Origin of the sequence: Mesorhizobium helmanticense (assembly GCF_003034915.1) — a bacterium.
Classification (GTDB): Bacteria; Pseudomonadota; Alphaproteobacteria; order Rhizobiales; family Rhizobiaceae; genus Mesorhizobium; species Mesorhizobium helmanticense.
On the sequence record NZ_PZJX01000005.1, the window covers coordinates 107,924 to 126,536 of the forward strand.

15 protein-coding genes are annotated in these 18,613 nt (G+C 63.0%); 6 read left to right on the forward strand and 9 right to left on the reverse strand.

Annotated features, from left to right (window positions below):
- The first annotated feature begins 224 nt into the window (after positions 1-224).
- Positions 225-2,690, forward strand: coding sequence for a ComEC/Rec2 family competence protein (locus C9427_RS02855; protein ID WP_107647694.1), 2,466 nt, complete (start codon positions 225-227; stop codon positions 2,688-2,690).
- Here C9427_RS02855 and lexA read toward each other — a convergent pair.
- The 6 genes from lexA to C9427_RS02885 all read right to left on the reverse strand — a co-directional run bounded on the left by lexA (position 2,684) and on the right by C9427_RS02885 (position 8,948).
- Positions 2,684-3,436, reverse strand: coding sequence for a transcriptional repressor LexA (gene lexA / locus C9427_RS02860; protein ID WP_107647695.1), 753 nt, complete (start codon positions 3,434-3,436; stop codon positions 2,684-2,686). The genes C9427_RS02855 and lexA overlap by 7 nt on opposite strands.
- Positions 3,437-3,541: 105 nt before the next feature.
- Entirely contained in the window at positions 3,542-4,747 is a 1,206-nt protein-coding gene (locus C9427_RS02865) for a molybdopterin molybdotransferase MoeA (RefSeq protein ID WP_107647696.1), read from the reverse strand.
- Positions 4,747-5,229 (reverse strand): cyclic pyranopterin monophosphate synthase MoaC, encoded by a 483-nt coding sequence (gene moaC, locus C9427_RS02870; RefSeq protein WP_107647697.1) that lies wholly within the window; start codon positions 5,227-5,229, stop codon positions 4,747-4,749. The genes C9427_RS02865 and moaC overlap by 1 nt, the downstream gene beginning before the upstream one ends.
- Position 5,230: 1 nt before the next feature.
- Positions 5,231-6,043, reverse strand: a complete 813-nt coding sequence (gene trpC / locus C9427_RS02875) for an indole-3-glycerol phosphate synthase TrpC (RefSeq protein ID WP_107647698.1) — start codon at positions 6,041-6,043, stop codon at positions 5,231-5,233.
- Between the two features lie 5 nt (positions 6,044-6,048).
- A complete protein-coding gene (gene trpD / locus C9427_RS02880; RefSeq protein WP_107647699.1) occupies positions 6,049-7,059 on the reverse strand; it encodes an anthranilate phosphoribosyltransferase in 1,011 nt (336 codons plus the stop codon).
- On the reverse strand, positions 7,056-8,948 hold the full coding sequence (locus tag C9427_RS02885) for a SurA N-terminal domain-containing protein (RefSeq protein ID WP_107647700.1): 1,893 nt from the start codon (positions 8,946-8,948) through the stop codon (positions 7,056-7,058). The genes trpD and C9427_RS02885 overlap by 4 nt, the downstream gene beginning before the upstream one ends.
- A gap of 144 nt (positions 8,949-9,092) precedes the next feature.
- Between C9427_RS02885 and tpiA the strand changes: the two genes are divergently transcribed.
- The 5 genes from tpiA (at position 9,093) to C9427_RS02910 (ending at position 14,301) form a co-directional block, all read left to right on the forward strand.
- Positions 9,093-9,860, forward strand: coding sequence for a triose-phosphate isomerase (tpiA, locus tag C9427_RS02890; RefSeq protein WP_107647701.1), 768 nt, complete (start codon positions 9,093-9,095; stop codon positions 9,858-9,860).
- Positions 9,861-10,037: 177 nt separating this feature from the next.
- On the forward strand, positions 10,038-10,526 hold the full coding sequence (gene secG, locus C9427_RS02895; protein WP_107647702.1) for a preprotein translocase subunit SecG: 489 nt from the start codon (positions 10,038-10,040) through the stop codon (positions 10,524-10,526).
- Positions 10,527-10,737: 211 nt separating this feature from the next.
- Entirely contained in the window at positions 10,738-11,868 is a 1,131-nt protein-coding gene (locus C9427_RS02900; protein ID WP_107647782.1) for a L,D-transpeptidase, read from the forward strand.
- 146 nt (positions 11,869-12,014) lie between these two features.
- The gene (locus C9427_RS02905; protein ID WP_167434223.1) at positions 12,015-13,643 is read left to right on the forward strand and encodes a CTP synthase; all 1,629 of its coding nucleotides are present in this window, start codon (positions 12,015-12,017) and stop codon (positions 13,641-13,643) included.
- 118 nt (positions 13,644-13,761) lie between these two features.
- Complete coding sequence (locus C9427_RS02910; RefSeq protein WP_107647704.1) at positions 13,762-14,301, forward strand: DUF1697 domain-containing protein; 540 nt, start codon at positions 13,762-13,764, stop codon at positions 14,299-14,301.
- Between the two features lie 36 nt (positions 14,302-14,337).
- On the opposite strand, the gene C9427_RS02915 is transcribed toward C9427_RS02910, so the two are convergent.
- The 3 genes from C9427_RS02915 to C9427_RS02925 form a co-directional block, all read right to left on the reverse strand.
- A complete protein-coding gene (locus tag C9427_RS02915; protein WP_107647705.1) occupies positions 14,338-15,795 on the reverse strand; it encodes an NCS1 family nucleobase:cation symporter-1 in 1,458 nt (485 codons plus the stop codon).
- A 214-nt stretch (positions 15,796-16,009) separates the two neighbouring features.
- Positions 16,010-16,771: a trehalose-phosphatase gene (gene otsB / locus C9427_RS02920; RefSeq protein ID WP_107647706.1), complete on the reverse strand. Its 762-nt coding sequence runs from the start codon at positions 16,769-16,771 to the stop codon at positions 16,010-16,012.
- Entirely contained in the window at positions 16,768-18,549 is a 1,782-nt protein-coding gene (locus C9427_RS02925; protein WP_107647707.1) for an alpha,alpha-trehalose-phosphate synthase (UDP-forming), read from the reverse strand. Before C9427_RS02925 ends, otsB begins: the two co-directional genes overlap by 4 nt.
- Positions 18,550-18,613 lie beyond the last annotated feature (64 nt).

The following is an 18,613-nucleotide window of genomic DNA, read 5'->3' on the forward strand; positions in this document are numbered from 1 at the left end:
TTGTCCGCGCCGAATCTTATGCGGCACGGCTCTGGTGTCGTTAGATTGAAGCCGGCAGAGGATCGCAAATCGACGCCGAAATTACGGCGGGTTACCTTGTCGCCGAAAGCCATCGCTGAAGGAAGGGACCCAGGGCAGGCGCAGGTGCGGATGTGATTGCACGGACTTTCGCGCGTTGCGCGTTCATGTAGCATAGGAGGTCAAGGGCGCAAGGGGCAGACCCGATGGCTGGACGAGGCCGGGGTACGGACGAGGGCGAGGACGCGATCAGCGGCGTCAGCGAACGGTTGCTGTTTGCCGCCTCTGTTCCCGTCCTGCCGGCGCCAGCTTCGCTGCCGCGCCTCGATATCCCGCCCTTGCCGCAGGATCGCACGCCGACGGCGCCGGCACCGACTATCGGCACCGCGACCCGCCTTGGCGGCCAGTTTCGCCGCCTTTCGCCATCCAGCATCCGCAACGCCGTGGTCTCGGCGGCCAGCCTGGAAATCGACCGGGGCATCGCCTTCCTGCTGGTGCCGGTTTTCCTCGCATCCGGGGTGATCTTCTATTTCTCGCTTGCAGTGGAACCGGACTTTGCGCAACCCATCGCCGTCGTGGTCCTGATGGCCTTGTGCGCGGCCGTCTCACGGTCATGGCGCAAGACGCATCTGTGCTTCATGGCGGCGCTGTTGTGCGCGCTCGGCGTGCTCGCCGCCAAGATCGAGACCTGGCGTGTGGCAACGCCAATGCTCGGTTCGGAAATTCCGACGCGGCTGACCGGCCGTGTCGTCAACCTCGACCAGATGGCGAATGGCCGCGTCCGGCTGACCATCGATGTGATCTCGACCGCCCGGCCGACGCTGCGCTATGCACCCGAAAGGGTTCGCGTTTCGGCCTCGAAAATACCGCCTGGCATGACCGCAGGATCCGTGGTGACCGGCTACGCCAGGCTGCTGCCGCCGACCGGCCCGGTGCGGCCGGACAGCTATGATTTCTCCTTCGACAGCTATTTCGCCGGCATCGGCGCCAGCGGTTTTTTCCTCGGCACGCCGAAACTCGTCCGCGCGGATGCCGCGCCGGCAGATGGTGCGCCGCTTGCCGCGCGTCTTTCTTCGGTGGTCGAGAACGCGCGCGAGAGCATCGCGGACCATATTCGCCGTCAAGTTGGCGGCGCCGAGGGCGAGATCGCCGCTGCCCTGATCGTCGGCGTGCGCGCCGGCATCCCGGAAACGATCAATGAGGCGATGCGGCGCACCGGCATCTACCACATTATCTCCATCTCCGGCCTGCATATGGCACTGGTCGCCGGCACGGTCATGGCGCTGCTGCGCGGCGCCTTCGCGCTGTTTCCCGATTTTTCCTCGCGCCGACCGATCAAGAAATATGCGGCCGCAGCCGCACTCTTTTCGATCGCGGCCTACCTCGTCATTTCAGGCGTGGTGGTCGCGGCCGAGCGCAGCTTCATCATGCTGGCGGTGATGCTGATCGCGGTGCTGTTCGACCGGGCAGCACTCACCATGCGCAATCTGGCGATTTCGGCGATTGCCGTCATCCTGGTGTCGCCGCACGAGGTGGTCGGCCCGAGCTTCCAGATGTCGTTTGCCGCGACCGCCGCACTCGTCGGCGCCTATGCCGGCTGGTCCGATTACCGTGCGGGCAAGATCACCACGCCACCGCCACGACGATCGCTGCCTGGTTTCGTCACGCGAAAATTCCTGGCTGCGATGGGTGGCCTCGCCATGACCTCCATCATCGCCGGCGGCGCTACCGCGCTTTTCGCCATATGGCACTTCCAGCGCGTCTCGCCGCTCAGCCTGTTCGCCAACCTGGCCGTCATGCCGATCGTCTCGTTGGTGGTCATGCCTTTCGCCGTTCTCAGCGCGTTGGCGATGCCGTTCGGCGCCGATGGCCCTTTCCTCTATGTGATGGGCAAGGGGCTCACGGCGATGATTGCCCTGTCCGGCTGGATATCGCAGCGCTCGCCGATCGATGCGGTCGGGCTGATTTCGCGCCAGTCCGTCCTGCTGGTGACGATCGCCCTTGTCATCGCGACCATGGCGACGACCCGGCTACGGCTCGCGGCGCTTCCTTTCGCACTTGCCGGACTGCTGACGATTTCCCACACCCGCACGCCCGACGTCCTGATCTCCGAGGACGGGCATCTGGTGGCGCTGCCGATCGGGAACGGCGAACTTGCCATCAACCGGGTGCGTTCGAACGTGTTTACCACCGACAATTGGAAACATGCGCTGGTGTCCGAAACCATCGTCGAGCCGGAGACCTTCGAAAAGGGGGATGCTCAGTTTGACATAACCGATCCAGCCCAGCTGCCGCCCGGCGCGCCTTTCTACTGCACAGAAGGCCTGTGCATCGCCCGGCATCCGTCGGGCGCTATCGTCGCGCTCGCTGACGACCGCAAGACCGCCCGGCCAGCCTGCGCCTTCGCCGATCTGATCGTCATCGATGATGCCACCGCCTACGATCCCTGCCGCAATCCGCTGATCCTTGTCGTCACCAAACGGCAGCTTGCCCGCGCCGGCAGTGCCGCCATCTTCTTCAACCCGCAATCGGCGACCATGCGTGCAGAAATTCGTTTCGCCGTCGAAGCGCCATATCGGCCCTGGCATACCCAGCGAAAGTTCTCGCGCGAGGCGAGGGGGCTGCCGCCATACCTCAAGCCCGAGAAACCCAGGCAGCCTGTGGCTCAGTAACGCCGAATCAGACCGACGAGCTTGCCTTGCACCTTGACGCGGTCCGGTCCGAAGATGCGCGTCTCGTAGGCCGGGTTGGCGGCTTCGAGTGCGATCGAAGCGCCCTTGCGGCGGAACCGCTTCAGCGTCGCTTCCTCCTCGTCGACCAGCGCCACGACGATCTCGCCAGGCTGTGCGGTGTCGGCATTGCGGATGATGACCGTGTCGCCGTCGAAAATGCCGGCCTCGATCATCGAATCACCCTTGACCTCGAGCGCGTAGTGCGCGCCGCCTGTAATCATATCCGGCGGTACCGAGATGGAGTGCGTCTGGTGCTGGATGGCGTCGATCGGCACGCCGGCGGCGATGCGGCCCATCACCGGAATGGACACCGCGGCAACGGCGTCGTCATTGTTGCCGGCAGAAGGCATTCGCGATAGCGCCGGCTTGATCTGCCGTCCGAGGTTGCCCTGCCCGGAATTGTTTTGGCCAAGGCTGCCCTGAATGACGCTTGGCGAGAATTTGCGCGCCGCATTGAGGCCAGGGGCAATCGAGTCGGGAAGACGCAGCACCTCCAGCGCACGAGCGCGATTCGGTAGCCGGCGAATGAAGCCGCGTTCCTCCAGCGCCGTGATCAGCCGATGGATTCCGGATTTGGAGGCGAGATCGAGCGCTTCCTTCATCTCGTCGAACGATGGCGGAATGCCGCTTTCCTTCAGCCTTTCGTGGATGAACATAAGCAGTTCATGTTGCTTGCGTGTCAGCATCGCTTCCCCCAAACAGAATCAGAAAAACAAACCCAGAACAAACACTATCTGTTCCAGTTGTGTTCCGCAACCGTTTAAAGTTTAATGAATGTGTTGACGTTTTGTTCAGCGTAGCATCAGCACGCTGCAGGCAGCGCCTGCGGCGGCGGCGGAAGCGAAGGGCTCACGCACGATCAGCGCATTGGCGTCGGCCAGCATTCTGAGCATCGAGGAATCCTGGATGCCGAACGGCGTGGCCGTGAGTGTGCCGGCTTCTTCCGTCACCACGGCGCGCACATAATCCTGCCTGAGATCGTTCGCCGGCATTGCAGCGCCGAGCCGCGCCTCGCGTATGTCCTGCCGGTACGAACGCCCGCCGAGCCGCGCCAGGAGCGGCTTCAGGAAGAGCTGCGTGCAGACCAGGCTCGCCACCGGGTTGCCGGGCAGGCCGATGCATCTGACATCACCCAGCCGCCCGAACATCAGCGGCTTGCCGGGGCGCATGGCGATCTTCCAGAAATCGAGCGTCATGCCTTCGCCCGTCAGCACGTCATGGACGAGGTCGTGATCGCCGACCGAAGCGCCGCCGAGCGTGACGATGACATCCGCGCCGGCCGCGACCGCCTTTTGCACAAGAATGGCGATCGCTTCCTTGCGATCGGGAGCGATGCCGAGGTCGAGCGCGCGAGCGCCGACCGACTGTGCGGCCGCCGCTACGCCATAGGCATTGGATGAGATGATCTGATCGGGTCCGAGATCGCTGCCCGGCGGCAGCAATTCGTCGCCGGTGGCGATGATGGCGACCAGCGGCCGTTTCACCACGCTGACACGCGGATGATTGGCCGATGCGGCCAGCGACAAAGCCGCGGGATCGAGCAGACGGCCTTTCTCCAGCAGGACGTCGCCCTTCGAGAAATCGAGGCCAAGACGTCGGATGTTGCGTCCTTCCACGGTCGGCTCGATCACCTCGATGCCGCCGCCGCCGAGATCCCTGACGTTCTCCTGGATGACGATGGTATCGGCGCCAGAGGGAAGCGGCGCTCCGGTAAAAATGCGCACGGCCTGCGCCGGACCGACAGTGCCTTCGAAGCCACGACCGGCCGGTGCCATGCCGATCACCGAAAGTCTGGCGGGTACGGATGCGAAATCGGCGGCGCGCGCGGCATAGCCGTCCATGGCCGAAGCATTGAAGGGCGGCTGGGTGCGTAGCGCCACCACGGGCTCGGCCAACACCCGGTCAGCCGCGTCCATTAGCGCAACGCTTTCGCCTGGCAGCACTGTTGCGCCGTTAAGGAGGCGTTCGAGCGCCTCCGTCACCGGGACCAGCGCCATTAAGAACCTGCCTTGTAGTCGCCGGACTTGCCGCCGGTCTTTTCCACCAGCCTGATGCCAGAGATCACCATGGCCCGGTCAACCGCCTTGGCCATGTCGTAGATCGTCAGGCAAGCGACCGAGGCCGCGGTCAGGGCTTCCATCTCGACGCCGGTCTTGCCGGTGACACGGGCCAGCGCCGTGACCTTGAGGCCTGGCAGCGATTGGTCCGGTTCGATGTCGACGGAGACTTTCGTCAGCAGCAGCGGGTGGCAGAGCGGGATCAGTTCATGCGCCTTCTTGGCCGCCATGATGCCGGCGATACGCGCGGTGCCGAGCACGTCGCCCTTCTTGGCATCGCCCGCCAGGATCATTTCCAGTGTTTCGAGACGCATCGAGACAAAGCCTTCGGCGACCGCCGTGCGCGTCGTCTCCGCCTTGTCACCGACATCGACCATATTGGCTTCGCCTTGCGCGCCAAGATGGGTGAGGGCGGCTGTCATCTCAGATTGCCTCGGCCGGTGCCTTGCCCGTCAAAAGCAGGCGCGTCGCAGCGGCCACGTCCTGTTGCCGCATCAGGCTCTCGCCGACAAGGAAAGTGCCGATGCCGCTTTTCTCCAGCCTGCGGCAGTCGTCATGCGAAAAGATACCGCTCTCGCTGACCAGCAGGCGATCGGCCGGCACCATCGCGGCCAGCCGCTCCGAGGTCTCGATGCTGGTCTCGAACGTCCTGAGGTTGCGGTTGTTGATGCCGATCAGCCGCGACGACAGTTTCAGGGCGCGTTCCATCTCAGCTTCGTCATGCACCTCGACCAGCACATCCATGCCGAGTTCGAAGGCCGTCGATTCGAGCTCACTGGCCATGGTGTCATCGACGCTGGCCATGATAATGAGAATGGCATCCGCGCCCCAGGCACGCGCCTCGTAAACCTGGTAGGGATCGAACAGAAAATCCTTGCGGAGTGCCGGCAAATCAACGGCTGCGCGCGCCTTGGTGAGAAATTCGGGCGCGCCCTGGAAGGACGGCGTGTCGGTCAACACGGAAAGGCAGGTGGCGCCGCCTTTCGCATAAGCCTTGGCCAGTGCAGGCGGGTCGAAATCGTCGCGGATCAGGCCCTTTGAGGGGCTCGCCTTCTTGATCTCGGCGATCAGCGCGAAAGCCCCGGATTTGCGCCTGGCCTCAAGCGCCGCGAGAAAGCCGCGTGGCGCATCGGCGTCCTTCGCCAGCGCCTTGATCTCGACCAGCGGCATACGCGCCTTCGCCGCGGCGATCTCGTCGCGCTTGTAGGCCTCGATCTTGCGCAGGATATCGGCCATTTCCACTATCCGTTCGAAATCGCGACCAGCCTGTCGAGCACCTTCAGCGCCCGGCCGCTATCGATGGCTTGCGCGGCACTCGCCATGCCGTCGGCCAGCGTGGTTGCCTTGCCCGCCACCACCAACCCGGCGCCGGCATTCATCAGCACCGTGTCGCGATAGGCGCCGGCAGCGCCGCCCAGCATGTCGCGCATGGCCTTGGCGTTGTAGGCGGCGTCGCCGCCGCGCAGTTCGTCCTTGGTGTGACGCTTCAGCCCGACGGCTTCCGGGGTCAGCGTAAAGCTGCGGATCTCGCCGCCAACCAGCTCGGCCACTTGGGTCTCGCCGGTGGTGGTGATCTCGTCATAGCCGTCGCCATGGGCGACCCAGGCGTGGTCGGCGCCCAGCGCTTTCAATGTCTCGGCCACCGGCATGATCCATTCGGGCAGGAACACGCCGACCATCTGCCTGCTGACGCCGGCCGGGTTGGACAGCGGGCCAAGCAGGTTGAAGATGGTGCGTGTGCCGAGCTCGACCCGGGTCGGGCCGACATGCTTCATCGCCGGATGATGCGCCGGCGCGAACATGAAGCCGACGCCGGCCTCTTGGATGCAGCGGCCGATCGTTTCCGGCGGAATGTCGATCTTGACGCCCAGAGCGATCAGCACGTCGGCGGCCCCGGTCTGCGAGGACAGTCCGCGATTGCCGTGCTTGGCAACAGGGACGCCGCAGGCGGCGATGACGAAGGCGGATGCGGTCGAGATGTTGACCGAGTGCGAATTGTCACCGCCGGTGCCGACGATGTCGATGGCGCCTTCGGGCGCGTCGACGCGCAGCATCTTGGCGCGCATCGTGGCGACGGCGCCGGAAATCTCGCTCACCGTCTCGCCGCGCACGCGCAGCGCCATCAGGAAGCCGCCGATCTGGCCGGGCGTGGCGTCGCCCGACATGATGATGTCGAAAGCCTCGCGCGCTTCCTCGAAGGAAAGCGCGGTTCCCGTGGCGATCTTGGCGATGTGGGTCTTCAGCGCGCTCATCTGGTCAGGGCTTGGGCAACGGCGGTCTGGTCGATGCGAACGTCGTATTGCGTCTGCAACTGCGCCACCAACTGGTCGAGTAGGTCGTCGGACATGCCTGACGTGAAGGATTTCCGCACATCTTCGGGCAAGGAACTGGCGTCGGCTCCGGCAGGCTCGAAGACCTCGGCGACCTTGTACAGGATCTGTCCGTCACCGGTGGGCGAGGGGATCAGGCCGGTCCCGCCTTCGCCGACGCCGAACATGGCAGCCGCCCCTTCCTTGCCGAAATCGACGTCGTCGGCCTCGCGCTTGACGCCGCGTTTGGTCTGCTTCTCGAGCTTGAGCTCGCCGGCAATCGTATCGAGCGTGGTACCGGCCTTGAGACGCTTTTCGAGCTCGTCCGCCTTTGCGGTGAGCCGCTTGGTCGTTTCGGCTGCCGTCCAGTCGGCCACCACCTTCTGGCGCACTTCCTCCAGCGTGCGGTCGCGGGCAGGCGTGATCGAACCCACCTCGTAGAACACGAAGCCATTGTCGGCGGTGGTAAGATCGTCATTCTCCGTGCCGGGTTCGGCGCTGAATACCGCTTTGATGAGCTCCGGCGATTGCGGCAGGTCCTTGACGATGCTTCCATCGGGCCTCTGGCCGGTGCGATCGATCGCGTCGATGGTGACGAGCTTCAACTTCAGCTTGTCGGCGGCTTGCGCAAGCGAACTGCCGGATGCGCGGATATCCTCGTAATTATCATGCACGTCCAAAAGGATGCGGCTTGCCTCGCCAAGCGCCAGGTCCTTGCGGATCTCGGCGGATACTTCGGCCAGCGGCTTCACCACTTCGGGCTTGATGTCGGTGACGCGCAGCAGCACCGGGCCGAAGGCGCCTTGCACGACCGGGCTGACTTCGTTGACGTTGAGCGCGAACGCCGCATCCGCCACCGCCTTGTCGGCGATCTTGTCCCGGGCCAGCGTGCCCAGCAGCGTATCGGCAGGCGTCTTGCCCTCGGCGGCGACGATCTTGTCGAAGGTGGCACCCGTCTGCAGCGAATCGAGCGCGGCCTTGGCGGCTTCGGGCGTCTTGAAGACGAGCTGTTCGATGGTGCGCAATTCCGGCGTGGTGTAACGCGCCTTGTTCTTGTTGTAGTCGTCGCTGACCTGCTGGTCGCTCACGGCGCTCAAATCCATGATGTCTTGCGGTTCGAGCCGGACATAGGAGAATTTGCGGTATTCCGGCGCCGCATAGGTCTTCTTGTTCTCCTCGAAATAGGACGAGAGTGCTGTGTCGGACGGCGCTTCGATCGGCTCGACCAGCGATTTCGGCAGCGTCACATAGTCGATGGTGCGGTCTTCGCCGCGATAGAGCGCGACCGCCTTGAAGAAGGCATCCGGGGCTTTGAGACCGTCGGAGACCGCCTCGACGATCTGCTGGCGCACCGCCACCTGGGTGCGGTTCCTAAGATAATCTTCGGGCCGCATGCCCGCCTGTTGCAGCATATAGTCGAAGGTCCGCCTGTCGAACTGGCCCCCGGGGCCTTTGAACGCCGGGTCATCGCGCGTGAGTTCGGCCAGCCGGTCCTTGGAGAGGCCGAGCCCAAGCTTGCGGGCCTGTTCGTCAAGCACGGCGCCCGAAACGAGCTGCGCCAGCACCTGGTTGTCGATGCCGAGCGCCTTCGCCTGCTCGTGGGTGATGCGCTGGCCGAACTGCTGCGACATCAGGCTGACCTGACGATCATAGGCGAGGCGATATTCGTTGATCGACACTTTGGTGCCTCCAACCGTGACGACGGAGTCGTGGCCAGCGATACCGCCCGCCAGTTCTCCGGAGACGCCCCAGACGAGGAAACTCAACACCAGCAGAGACAGCAGCAGTTTCGCGACCCAGGTTCCCGCCGCGCTTCTCAACGTACCAAGCATGTTTACTTCCGATTTTTGCGCATTTTCGCATGCGCCGTTCTTGAAACAAGCGCAATAGCGTCCTTCCGGTCCACTGTCGATTGCTTTGTGGTCTGATTTTGGTAGTGAGAGCATGAGCCAAATATCGCCCGGAGAAGCAAACCAATGACGCCAGGAATCCGCCCGCTGGTCGCAGGCAACTGGAAAATGAACGGCACCAGCGCCTCGCTCAACGAACTCAGGATGATCGGCAACGGCTTCATGAGCGGGCTCGATGCGGAGACCGAAGCGCTGGTCTGCGTTCCGGCGACGCTGCTTGCGCATGCCGCGGAGATTCTGTCGCGCACGCCCGTGCGGGCCGGGGGCGAGGATTGCCACACCAAGGAAAGCGGCGCCTATACCGGCTGCATCTCGGCCGAGATGCTGAAGGATGCCGGCGCCAGCCACGTCATTGTCGGCCATTCCGAACGCCGTGAGCAAAGCGGCGAGGACGACGCGACGGTTCAGGCCAAGGCGTCGGCCGCATGGCGCGCCGGGCTCGTGGCTATCATCTGCGTCGGCGAGACCAGGGCCGAACGCGAAGCCGGTGCCACGCTCGACGTGCTGTCGCGCCAGGTTGCCGGCTCGGTGCCGCCGGACGCCACGGCGTCGAACACTGTCATCGCCTACGAGCCAGTATGGGCGATCGGCACGGGGCTGACGCCCACTGCCGCCGATGTCGCCGAAGCGCATGCGCATATCCGTGAAAAACTGTCGGAAAGGCTTGGCGGCGCCGCGGCCAAGATGCGCATCCTCTATGGCGGCTCGGTCAAGCCTTCCAACGCGGTCGAACTGCTCGGCATCAGGAATGTCGATGGCGCACTGGTCGGCGGCGCCAGCCTGAAGGCGGCGGACTTTCTCGGTATCGCCGAAGCCTACCGGAATATCTCGTAATATCCGAGCTCCTGCTGACCTCGAGCGGGCGGCGCAGCTGCGCGAAATCGTTGCAAAGGGCGCGTTGCTTCCCATATTCCGGCCACGGGCTTGGAAATGCCGTCAAAGCATTGTATTGAGCCGCCTCCAAATCACCGGTCGTATCCGCGGCCGCGCAAGGCTTTGCCAGGATAAACTATGGAAACCGTACTGATTGTCGTCCACCTCATGGTCGTGCTCGCTCTTGTCGGCGTGGTGCTCTTGCAGCGCTCCGAAGGCGGCGGCCTCGGCATCGGCGGCGGATCCGGCTTCATGACCGCGCGCGGCGCCGCCAATGCGCTGACGCGAGCCACGGCGATCCTGGCAGCGGCCTTCTTCGCCACCTCGCTGACGCTGTCGATCGTCGCACGCTACGGCGAGAAGCCGATCGACATTCTCGACCGCGTGCCGGCAACGGATGGCGCAGGCAAGGGCGTGCTCGACCAGTTGCCCGGCACCACGCCGCCAGCGCCGCCCTCCGGCACCACGGCGCCGTCCTCCAACAACGTGGCACCGCCTTCCGGCAATGATGCCGCGGCGACGCCCCCGGCAACCGCTCCGGCTTCGCCCCCCGCGGCGGGTTCGACCACACCGCCGGCCACGAACGGTGTTACCTTGCCGGTCACGCCGCAGGTTCCAAACCAGTAATTGTTAATGTTTGGTTTCCGCAATCTGTTGTTGTTTGAACACAGTCGCGGCAAATGCCGCAAGATCACGAAGAATCGACCGGGCGCGGCATCACGGCCCGCTTGAGGCGACTCCGGCTAATCGATTATAGATTGCGCGCGGCACTTTCGGCGTCCTTGGGGGGCGCCGGGCGACGCCGTGGGCAACAGCATTGAACGATCGGATCTTCGCCATGCAGCTTCGCAGCTTCATTTTAGCCGGCCTTTGTGCCGTGCTCGGCCTGAGTGCGCCCGCTTACGCGGCCATGCCGGCGGGCAGTTCGGCTCCCAAAGCCGCAGTAACAACCGATGTCATCAACGCCGCGGCAAAAAGCGACGCGGCGCAACTGAGGCTTCTCAAGAAGAAAAAAAATCCGACCTCGGACGACCTTGCCCAGATCAGCAAGATCGAAGCCAAGATCGTGGCCGACAGGGAAGCCGCCAAGGCCAAGGCGCTCGAGGCGAGAAAGTTGGCGATGCGCGCGGCGGCCAAAGCCAAGGCGGATGCGGATCGAGAGGCGTTCCTTGCCAAGAAAGCCCTTGGCAAGAAGGGGCAGCCAGCCGCAGATACCAAGGTGGCGGACGCCAAGCCGGCCAAGAAGAGGAAGCTCATCGAACCGGTTCAGCCGATCGAGCCGATCCAATCGGCCGAACCACTTCCGGCCGAGGCGATGAACATCGCGCTGACCGGCAACAACGGCGAATTGCGCAGCGAGGCGGTAGGGCAGAAACCGAAGAGCGTCGGGCTTTTCGCCGGCCTGTTCGGCGGCGCGTCCTCGTCCTCCATGTCGCTGCTCCCCGAGACGCGCGCCCTCGACGCCGCACTCGAAAGGAAGGAAGCCAAGCGGCAGTTCAAGGTGAAGCCGGAATTCGTGCCTCAGGAAGTCGAATTCTCCGGCTACAATCCGGGCACCATCGTCATCGACACCAGCGCGCGCCGTCTCTATCTCGTCGAATCCTCGTCGACTGCCCGCCGCTACGCGATCGCGGTCGGCCGTGAAGGTTTGCAGTTCAAGGGCACGGTTGCCGTTGGCGACAAGCAGGAATGGCCGCGCTGGATCCCGACGCTCGACATGCAGAAGCGCGAGCCCAAGCACTACGGTCAGTACAAGGACGGCATGCCCGGCGGCGGCGAAAATCCGCTCGGCGCGCGCGCCATCTATCTCTACGAGGGCAAGAAGGACACCCATCTGCGCATTCACGGCACCATCGCGCCGCAGTCGATCGGAACCAGCGCCTCCAATGGCTGCTTCCGCATGATCAACGAGCACGTCATGGACCTTTACCGCCGGGTGAAAGTCGGTACCAAGGTCGTCATCATCTGACGTTTTAAACGATACTGCCAAAAGGGCCGGCCTCGCCGGCCCTTTTGTTTTGCTCGTCCATTATCCAGGCGCCTTCTTGGGAAAAAGCCTTCGCGGCGGTTTTTTCTCTGGCGGAATCAATTCGGCCGCGTTAAGCGATGACTCCCATGGCGCGATATGTATTCATCACAGGCGGCGTGGTTTCCTCACTCGGAAAAGGCATAGCTGCGGCGGCCCTTGGGGCTCTCTTGCAGGCGCGAGGCTATCGCGCGCGCATCAAGAAGCTCGACCCCTATCTCAATGTCGACCCCGGCACGATGTCGCCGTACCAGCATGGCGAGGTCTTCGTGACCGATGACGGCGCCGAAACCGACCTCGACCTTGGTCACTATGAGCGGTTCACCGGGCGTTCGGCCAACCAGCAGGACAACATCACCACCGGCCGCATCTACAAGAACATCATCGAGCGCGAGCGACGCGGCGACTATCTTGGCGCCACCGTGCAAGTCATTCCGCACGTCACCGACGAGATCAAGCATTTCGTCCTCGACGGCAATGACGACTATGATTTCGTGCTCTGCGAGATCGGCGGCACCGTCGGCGACATCGAGGCGATGCCGTTCCTCGAGGCAATCCGCCAGCTCGGCAACGATCTGCCGCGCAACAACGCCGTCTACGTCCATCTGACGCTGATGCCCTATATTCCGACGGCGGGCGAATTGAAGACCAAGCCGACCCAGCATTCGGTCAAGGAATTGCGCGGCATTGGCATCGCGCCCGACATCCTTTTGGTCCGTGCCGACCGTCCCATCCCGAAAGAAGAGCGCCGCAAACTGTCGCTGTTCTGCAATGTGCGCGAGAGCGCCGTCATCCAGGCGCTCGACGTGCCACATATCTACGACGTGCCGATAGCCTATCACAATGAGGGTCTGGATTCGGAAGTGCTGGCTGCCTTCGGCATAGATCCGGCGCCGAAGCCGCGCATGGAACCCTGGCAGGCGGTGTCCAGCCGCATCCACAACCCGGAAGGCGAAGTGACGATCGCCGTCGTCGGCAAATATACCGGTCTCAAGGACGCCTATAAATCGCTGATCGAGGCGCTGTCGCATGGCGGTCTCGCCAATCGCGTCAAGGTCAGGCTCGACTGGATCGAAAGCGAGATCTTCGAGAAGGAAGATCCAACGCCCTGGCTGGAAAAGGTGCATGGCATCCTGGTCCCGGGCGGCTTCGGCGAACGCGGCTCTGAAGGCAAGATCCTGGCGGCGAAGTTCGCCCGCGAGCGAAAGGTGCCGTATTTCGGCATCTGCTTCGGCATGCAGATGGCCTGCATCGAGGCGGCACGTTCCCTGGCCGGCCTCGAGCACGCTTCGTCGACGGAATTCGGCCCCACCGACGAGCCAGTCGTCGGCCTGATGACCGAATGGCTGAAAGGCAACATGCTGGAGAAGCGCAAGGAGACCGGCGATCTTGGCGGCACCATGCGGCTCGGTGCCTATCAGGCCGAACTCGCCAAGGGTTCGAAGATCGCCGACATCTATGGCGACACGCAGATTTCCGAGCGCCATCGCCATCGCTACGAGGTCAATGTCGACTACAAGGAGCGGCTCGAGGATTGCGGCCTGGTGTTCGCCGGCATGTCGCCGGACGGCGTGCTGCCGGAAACGGTCGAATATCCTGACCATCCCTGGTTTATCGGCGTGCAGTATCATCCGGAGCTGAAAAGCCGGCCGCTCGATCCGCATCCGCTGTTCGCCAGCTTTATCGGGGCGGCGGTGGAGCAGAGCCGGCTCGTCTAGAGCCTGTTCCATCCCGATGGAATCGGGATGGGGCTCTATCCTTTTGTTTGAGCATGATCTTTCCCGAAAACCGGTTCCCACTTTTCGGGATCATGCTCTAGCGTCCGGGAGATCGCTCATGCGGACCTATGTCGCGCTGCTCTACAGCATCATCCTGGGCGAGGGGCGGCGGGTCGTCATGGCCGACCTCAAGGCGATGGCGGAAGGTCTTGGGCTGAACAACCCGCGCACGCTGGTGGCGACCGGCAATCTGGTCTTCGAAACGAAGGAGACGGAAATTGCAGCGCTGGAAAGCCGGCTGGAGACGGCGTTCGCAAAAACCTTCGGCCGCCATGTCGATATCATCGTAAGGAGCGCGGATGACTGGCTGAGGCTTGCGGCCGGCAATCCGTTTCCAGCCGAGTCGGCCGCTGCCGCCGACCAGGTGGCGGTGCGCGTGATGCGGGCGCCTGTTTCCCCTGACGCGGTCCCTGCGCTGCGAGCCCGTGTTGGCAAGGACGAAAAGCTGCAGGCGGTTGGCGGCGATCTCTGGATCGTCTTTTCGCGCGAAACGCCGAGTTCGCGGTTGCTAGCGGCGGTGAGCCACAAACGTCTCGGCACCGGCACCTCGCGTAACTGGAACACGGTGCGCAGATTGGCCGAGATGGTCGCCAAATAGGATGGGACGGCATTTGCGCCGCCCCATTTGTTTCCGTCAAGCCTTCGCCATCCGTGCTCCGGCGCCCAGCGCCATCGTGCGCAGGACGTAGTAGATGGCGCCGGCGATAGCGACGCCGAAGAACCAGCCATAGACGCCCCACCAGGACGGCAGCCAGTTGGTGAAGTTCGGCAGGATCGAGGAGAAGATCGCTCCGATGCCGGCGGCGATGAAAGCATTGACGTGCCAGCCACTCTGGAAGCGGAACTCGCCGTCCTCCCTGTAGAGCGCCTCGACGTCGACCTCACCCTTCCGGATCAGGTAGTAGTCGACCATCATCACGCCGAAGATCGGCCCCATCGTCGCGCCGATGATGTTGACGAATGAGGCGGCACTGCCTTCCCATGGCGCGAAGGGATAGAGCACCAGGGCGATCACCGCCGCGATATAGCCGCCCTTCTTGAAGTCGATCTGCCGGGGAAAGACATTGGAGAAGTCGAAAGCCGGCGAGACGAAGTTCGCCACGACATTGATGCCGAGCGTCGCCACGGCGAAGGTCAGGGCCGCGAGAGCCGCCAGGAACCAGCTGTCGAACTTGGCCGAGATCTGGTCGGGATGCAGCAGCACCTCGCCATAGACATCGAAAGCGGCAATGGTGGTGACGCCGGCGACCAGCGAGAACAGGATGAGGTTGACCGGCAGGCCCCAGATGTTGCCCTTGCGCAGCGATGCCTTGTCCGGCGCATAGCGGGCGAAATCGCAGAAATTGAGATAGAGCGCCGAGAAATAGGTCACCCAGATCGCCGCCACCGCAAACAGCGAGGTCCACGAACCCGGCGTGCCGGGCACGCCCGCATCCTTGGTCTTGTCGAGCAGTACATCCATCGGGATGTCACTGGTGAAGGCAAATCTTCCCGATTTGACGCAGAGATAGATGGCCAGGATCAGCATCATCACCCATACCGCCGGTCCGGCCCAATCCTGGAAGCGGCGCACCGTGTCCATGCCATTCTGGATGATCAGCAGTTGCAGCGCCCAGATGACCACGAAGCAGATTACCTCCAGCCCGGTATGACCGAGGAAATGCGTGTTGGCGTTGAAGTCGGCGAACCATTGCGAGCGGATCAGCAGCGCCACGATCGCGCCGGAGGCAGCCGCCGTTTGCGCGCCGTACCAGAAGCAGGCGACGATGGCGCGTACCAGCGCCGGTATGTTGGCGCCCCAGATGCCGAAGGAAGCGCGGGCAAGCACGGGGTAGGGCACGCCGGTTTTCACGCCGGCATAGCCGACCATGTTCATCAATGCGTAGATGATCAGCGAGCCGATGCCGATGGCGATGATGAAATTGACGAAGCCACCGCAAAACAGGAACAGGCTGGCCGCCAGATAGTAGCCCCAGAGGCTGTGAACGTCCGACGTCCAGACGTTGAAGATCGAGAATGGCCCCCAGTTTCGGACCTTCGCCGGAGCAAGATCCTCATTGTATAGATCAGGTGATGCGCCTTGTATTGTCATTGCGATGTCCCCTTGTTTGCCGCACGCGCCCTCACGCGTTGGCTGTGCAGGTTAAGCCTGCCGCAAGGGAACCGGCAACCGATTGATTTGCCGGCTTTGGCCTTAAAGATATTCAATGAGAATCGCGCTTATCGATCGGACAATGGACGCGGTCCGAAGTTGAGTTGCGATCCGATTCGGCTTCATGCTGTCCAAGGCCAACCGAAGATCGCGATCAAGACACGCGCGACACTTCGAAATTGGCCTCAAGCCAGGCTATCGCCTCGGCCACATCATCGAGTGCGTAGGTTGCAGCCGTCCGCCCTTTTGGCTTGACGCGGATGGAGATGCCCTTGGCTTCGTTTATCGCCTCGAAGCCGTTTTCGTCAGACGTGTCGTCTCCAAGAAACACGGGCCGCCGGCCGGCAAAAGGCGGAGTTTCCATGAAACGCCGGATGGCGCCGCCCTTGACCGCCTCCAGCGGCATGAGCTCAACGCCGGCATTTCCCGGGATTACGCGGTAGCCCTGCGGAAGCTGTGCCACTGCCCGTTCGACAAGTTCGGTTGCACGGGCAAGCAGATGCGGTGCCGCACGGGTATGGATGGCGAGGATCGGACCCTTGCGCTCGATGTAAACCTGGCCATCATCCAGTTCGGCTTCGATGGCGTCGGCGAGGGCGGCGATGTCGGCCGGCGTGTCCGCAGCGCCGACCGGGCCGTTGGGCGTCAGCCGGTGCTCCAATCCGTAGAGTCCCGCAGCGCGCAGCTTCAGTGGGTGAAACAGGCTGTCAGCGGCGGAGACTGAGCGTCCGGTGATGAAGGCGAGGGCGCCGCCCAGCCGTTGCTCGATATTGTCAAGAAGCCCACGCAGTTCCTCAGTGACGAAAACAGCATCGGGATGGGATGCGTGTTCGAGCAAGGTGCCGTCGATGTCGAGGAAGAGCGCCCATTGCCCTGCCGGCAGATCGAGCGCCGGCGGCTTTTGAACGCCGCTCACGATGCAGCCTTCCGCATCCGCTCGAACATTGAGATGACGTTGTTGGCATTTGAGGGCGGCCGCTCGCCGGTACCCGTCACCCGGTCGAGGTCGCCGCGCTTGCGCAGACGCGCCGCGTCCAGAAGCATGCTGCCGGCCCAGCGATAGACATTGTTGTTGCGGACCATCTCGCGCATGGGCCGCATGCGCTCGCGCTGCTCTTCCGGCGTCATGGTCAGCGCCTGCTGCAGCGCTTCGCTCATCATGGCCGCATCGTAGGGATTGACGATCAGCGCCTCCAGCAGTTCGCGTGAAGCGCCGGCGAAGGTGCTGAGCAGAAGCACGCCCTGTTCGTCATCGCGCGCGGCAACGAATTCCTTGGCGACCAGATTCATGCCGTCATGCAAGCTGGTGACCATGCCGATATCGGCAGCGCGATAAATCTCGTAGACCTGCTCCTGCGAATGATGTTCGGCAACCATGATGACCGGCTTGTAGCTCTCGCTGCCGAAGCGCTGGTTGAGGTCTTCCGCGTAGCGATGGCATTCATCGTGCAGTTGCTTGTACGCCGGGAGCGTGCCGCGGCTTGGCGCCGCGATCTGCAGGAACACCAGTTTTCCAACCCATTCGGGATGTTTCGTGAACAATTCTTCCAGCGCCTGGAAACGGTCGAGAATACCCTTTGTGTAGTCGAGCCGCTCGACCCCGACACAGAGTTTGACATCCGCTTTCAGTCCGAACCTTTCGCGCAGACGAGCACGGCATTCGTCGACATCCGGCAGTTTTGCCAGGAGTTCGGCCGGCCACTCGATGGAGATAGGATAGGCATGGACCAGCGTTGTCTGCCCACCATAGGAGATTGCCGCATCGGCCCGCTCTATGCGGCTTTCCAGGAACCGATCAACGCTTTCAGTGAAATTGTTGGCATGGAACTGGGTATGGAAGCCGATGATCGAACTGCCCAGCAGCCCCTCCAGGATCCGCTCACGCCACGGGCAGATGCTGTAAACTTCGGAGTTGGGCCATGGGATATGCCAGAAGGTGATGACGATCGCCTCGGGCAGGCGCTCACGGATCATGCGCGGCAAGAGCGCGAAATGGTAATCCTGAACCAGCACGATCGGTCGCTCGTTGCGCGCTTCGGCGACCACGGTGTCGGCGAATTTCCGGTTGACCGCTTCATAGGCTTCCCAGTCCGAGGCGCGAAAAACCGGCCGGGTAAAGGCGATATGGCAAAGTGGCCAAAGACCCTCATTGGCGAAACCCAGATAGTAGCCCTGATGCTCCTCCTCCGTCAGCCAGACCCGGCGCAGCGTGTAGGAGGGATTGCCTGGCGGCACCTGCACACGGTCGTTCTCGTCGACCATGAGACGGTCGGCCGTGCCGCCGCCATAGGCGATCCAGGTGCCGGAGCACGCGCGGGTGATCGGCTCGAGCGCTGAAACCAGCCCGCTGGCAGGCACCAGCAGTTCGACGCCGTTGCCTTTGACGTTGTGGATGTAAGGTTCGCGATTGGACACCACGATGACCTGTGCGTCCGGCAGATCGTCGGCCAGGATCTTGCGCAAGGTATCAGGCGACCAGGTGACCAATGCCGCATCGACAGACTGACCGTTTTTCTCGAACTCGCGCAGAACCTTCCGCGCCGCTTCCGAAGCCACGTCCTCGCCGGGAGTATATGCAATGGCCGGTGTCTGGTTATGACGCCGACGGGATAACGAGAATACAACCGCAATCGCGGAAAGGCCCAAGCTTGCAAGGATGAGAACCCAAAGTACCTCTGTGCCGTAGTCTGTCATTGGAAAGCCGATTATCCTCCGGCCGGTTGGTGACCGTTTCTTCTCATTGATTTTCGAATTCGCA